At 73.8% G+C, this 3,930-nt stretch carries 3 protein-coding genes and 1 pseudogene; 1 reads left to right on the top strand and 3 read right to left on the bottom strand.

Annotated features, from left to right (window positions below):
• Positions 1-106: 106 nt before the first annotated feature.
• The 3 genes and pseudogenes from GV126_RS20725 to GV126_RS20715 form a co-directional block, all read right to left on the bottom strand.
• Positions 107-454, bottom strand: a pseudogene (locus tag GV126_RS20725) (RidA family protein); the annotation flags it as partial.
• Entirely contained in the window at positions 451-1,224 is a 774-nt protein-coding gene (locus tag GV126_RS20720; RefSeq protein WP_159668973.1) for an IclR family transcriptional regulator, read from the bottom strand. The gene GV126_RS20720 and the pseudogene GV126_RS20725, both read right to left, overlap by 4 nt.
• A complete protein-coding gene (locus GV126_RS20715) occupies positions 1,221-2,417 on the bottom strand; it encodes a sugar kinase (RefSeq protein WP_159668970.1) in 1,197 nt (398 codons plus the stop codon). The genes GV126_RS20720 and GV126_RS20715 overlap by 4 nt, the downstream gene beginning before the upstream one ends.
• 169 nt (positions 2,418-2,586) lie before the next feature.
• On the opposite strand from GV126_RS20715, the gene GV126_RS20710 reads away from it, so the two are divergent.
• Positions 2,587-3,852 carry an alanine racemase gene (locus GV126_RS20710; RefSeq protein ID WP_159668967.1) on the top strand — a complete coding sequence of 422 codons (1,266 nt, stop codon included), beginning with the start codon at positions 2,587-2,589 and terminating at the stop codon, positions 3,850-3,852.
• Positions 3,853-3,930 lie beyond the last annotated feature (78 nt).

Genomic DNA, 3,930 nt, shown 5'->3' with positions numbered 1-3,930 from the left:
GTGGCGCGCCCGCGTGGCGGGCCCCGGCCGTGCCGGGGGTGGCGGGGGGGAGGGGGGTGTAGGAGGTGCGGGGGGTGTGGGGGGGGCGGGGCGCCGGGCGGCCCGGGGTGGTGCGCGCGGCGGGCGGCTGGGTGAGGCCCTGCTCCTCGAAGTAGGCGTTGTAGATCTCGTTCATCTCGGCGAAGTGGTCCACGTCCGTCAGGTAGACGCGGATCATCATCACGTCGTCCCAGGTGGCGCCGCCCTCTTCGAGGATCGCCTTGACGTTGGCGAGGGTCTGGAGGGTCTGCTCGCGCAGGGTGGGGCCGGCCGGGGTCGGGGCCTTGCCCTCCTCGTGGGGGAGGAAGCCGACCTGACCGGCGACCTGGAGGATGTTGCCCTTCTTCACCCCGTGGGAGAACTTCGCCGGCGGAACGGTGTGGGTCTTGGGGGTGAGGGCGGTCTTCTCGGTCATGCGGTGTCCTTCGTGGGGTCCGTCACGGGGGTTCTTCCGGAGTACTCGCCGCTGATGGCGTCCGCGGTACGGCGCACCAGCGGGAGCAGGGTGAGGAGTTCGTCGGCGGTGACGACGACGTTCGGTGCGGAGACCGACATCGCGGCGACCACCCGGCCGTCGGCGCCCCGGATGGGGGCGGCGACGCAGTTGATGGACTCCTCGTGGCCGCCGAGGTCGGTGGCCCAGCCCTGTTCGCGCACGGTGGCCAGCTCCTTGAGGAAGGCGGCGGCGTTGGGTGTCGAACGGGCCGTGTAGAGGGGGTATTCGAGGCTTTCGGCGACGGCGCGGCGCTCGGGCTCGGGCAGATCGGCCAGCAGCAGTTTGGCGACGGCGGCGACGGTGATGGCGACCGGTTTGCCGATCCGCGAGTACATGCGCACCGGGTAGCGGCTGTCCACCTTGTCGATGTAGAGGACCTCGTTCTCCTCGTAGACCGCCAGGTGCACGGTGTGCCCGCAGGTCTCGTTCAGGCGGACCAGGTGGGGGTGGGCGATCTCGCGGATGTCGAGGTTCTCCATCGCCTCCTGGGCGAGGGCGAACAGGCGGGCGCCGAGGCGGTAGCGCTGGTCGGACTGGCGGTAGACCAGGCCGTGTTCGTTCAGGGTGCGCAGCAGGCGCAGCGCCGTGGACTTGTGCACGCCGAGGCGGTCGGCGACCTGTCCGAGGTCGGCGGGGCCCTCGGCGAGCAGCGGCAGGATGCTCAGCGCGCGGTCGACGGTCTGGCTCATGGTGTACGTCCCTCCTGAACGGCCCCGTCCGCGGCGGCTGTCGTCCAGCCGGGGCCGAGACGCAGTCTCTCCCACGCGGCCTCGTCCAGGGCGCACAGCCGGTCGGCGTGGTCGCGGTCCGGGGGCGTGGCGAGGTCGCCGGGGACGGTGAGGGCGGCGGCGGCCATGAGGTGGCCGTGGCGCAGCCGGTCGCGTACGGGCAGGCCGCGCAGGGTGGCGGAGAGGAACCCGGCGGCGAAGGCGTCACCGGCGCCGACGTGGGCGACGACGTCGACCTTGGGGGCGGGGACGGACGTGGCGGTGGCGTCCTGCTCCGGGGGCCGGGCGTCGCCGCGGTGTTTGGCGGTCGCTCCGTGCGTGGCGTCCTGCTCCTGGGGCCGGGCTTCGCCGCGGTCGGGCGCGGTCGCATCGTCGGTGGCCTTCAGTTCCCGGGGCCGAGCGTCGCCGCGGTCGTAGGCGGTCGCTCCGGCCGCGCCCCGCTTGACGACGACGGTCCGCGGGCCGGGCAGGGCCCGCAGGATCTCCTGCCCGCCGTCCAGGCCCCAGGCCGCGCGGGCCTCGTCGTCGCCGACGAACACGAGGTCGGCGCGGCGCGCCAGTTCCAGCAGCACCTCGGGGCCCGCACCGTCGTGCCACAGCCCGGGCCGGAAGTTGACGTCGAAGGAGACCAGCGGGCGGTCGGGGCGCGGCGCCGTCAGCTCGCGCAGCAGGTCCAGGCAGTCGGCGGACAGGGCGGCGGTGATGCCGGACAGGTGCAGGACGCGGCAGGCGCCGAGCGCCTCGGCGTCCACGGTGCCGACGGCCATCGCGGAGGCCGCGGAACCGGCCCGGTAGTAGGCGACCTCGTGCGCGTCGGTGGCGCGGTCGCCGGCGGTGCGGAAGTAGATGCCGGTGGGGCGGTGCGGGTCGCGGCCGACGAAGCGGACGTCGACGCCGCAGGCGCCGATCGTCTCCACCAGGTGGTCGCCGAAGCCGTCCGCGCCGACCCGGCTCACCCAGCGGGCGGAGTGCCCGGCGGCGGCGAGCGTGCACAGCACGTTGGTCTCGGCACCGCCGATGCCCCGGTCGAAGGAGGGCACGTCGGCGAGGCGGCCGGGGCGCGAGGGCAGGAACGTGACCATGGACTCGCCGAGCGCCGCGACGTCCACGACCTCCACGACGCCGGGGCCGATGCTGCGTCCGCTGGTGGTCACGATGTCCGTCGCTCCTCGGTGGGGGGTCGCAAGGCTGCCGCGAGGCCGCCGGACGGCCGTCGTCGGGGGCTGTTTCGTTGACCTCGCGTGGCCGAGATGTTAGACAGCAGATGACGACATATGCAACGGGCGTTGCACACTTTGCAACGCACCTGATCAGGGAGGTTCCATGCGCAACGAGGCGCTGGCCCGTCTGGCCGAGGAACGGGTCGACCACCGGTTCAAGGGACTTCCCCCGGACGCGGACGGGCTGACGGTCGGCGAGCTGGCCGCCCAGCGCCGCAACCTGTTCACCGGCGGTTTCACCACGCCCGTGCTCGCGCTGTCCGCCGAGCGCCTGGAGCACAACCTGCGGCTGATGGAGACGTACACCGCCCGGCACGGCCTCGCCTTCGCCCCGCACGGCAAGACCTCCATGGCGCCGCAGCTGTTCCGGCGGCAGATCGAGCACGGCGCGTGGGGCATCACCCTGGCCGTCCCGCACCAGGTGCGCGTCGCGCGGGCGTTCGGCGTCGAGCGGATCTTCCTGGCCAACGAGCTGGTGGACGCCGCCGCGCTGCGCTGGGTCGCCGCCGAGCTGGCCGCCGACCCGTCCTTCCGCCTCGTCTGCTACGTGGACTCCGTGCGCGCGGTGGAGCTGATGGACGCGGCGCTCACGGGCGCCGAGCGGCCCGTCGAGGTGGTCGTGGAGCTGGGCGCGGGCGAGGGCGCGCGCGCCGGGGCGCGCACCGAGGAGGAGTGCGCCCGGATCGCCCGGGCCGTGGCCGGGGCGGGGACGCTGCGGCTGGTCGGGGTCGCCGGGTACGAGGGCGAGGTGCCGCGGGCGGATCCGGAGCGGGTGCGGGCGTATCTGCGGCGGCTGGTGGCGCTGGCGGCCGACCTCGACAAGGCCGGGCTGTTCGCCGGGGGCGAGGAGATCGTGGTCAGCGCGGGCGGCAGCGCCTGGTTCGACGCGGTGGCGGAGGTGTTCGCCGAGATCCCCTCCCTGTCGCTGCCGGTGCTGAAGCTGCTGCGCTCGGGCGCGTACGTCTCGCACGACGACGGCCACTACCGGGAGATCACCCCGTTCAACCGGGTGCCGCAGGAGGGCGCGCTGGAGCCCGCGTTCCGGCTGTGGGCGCAGGTCGTCTCCCGCCCCACCGCCGAGCAGGCCTTCGCCAACGCCGGCAAGCGCGACGCCGCCTACGACCTGCACCTGCCCTTCGCCCAGGTGGTGCGCCGCGACGGCGCCGAGCGCCCGGCGACCGGCGTCACGGTCACCGGTCTGTCCGACCAGCACGCCTGGCTGGCGACCACCGCCGAGGCCGATCTGCGGGTCGGGGACTGGATCGGGCTGGGGCTGTCGCATCCGTGCACGTCGTTCGACAAGTGGCAGCTGATCCCGGTGGCGCAGGCGGACGGCACGGTCGTGGACTACGTCCGTACGTTCTTCTGAGCCGTACCTTCTTCTGAGCCGTCCGCCTGCGCCACCGGGATCAGCTGCCACTTGTCGAACGACGTGCACGGATGCGAC

The organism is Streptomyces mexicanus (assembly GCF_902506575.1).
GTDB classification, from domain to species: domain Bacteria; phylum Actinomycetota; class Actinomycetes; order Streptomycetales; family Streptomycetaceae; genus Streptomyces; species Streptomyces mexicanus.
The sequence above is the reverse complement of the archived record's forward strand: the minus strand, read 5'-3'. Positions and strand labels throughout refer to the sequence as shown.

Excerpts from the sequence above, each read along its gene's own strand:
- GV126_RS20720 (WP_159668973.1), bottom strand. The coding sequence starts at position 1,224 with ATGAGCCAGACCGTCGACCGCGCGCTGAGCATCCTGCCGCTGCTCGCC.
- GV126_RS20710 (WP_159668967.1), top strand. The coding sequence starts at position 2,587 with ATGCGCAACGAGGCGCTGGCCCGTCTGGCCGAGGAACGGGTCGACCAC.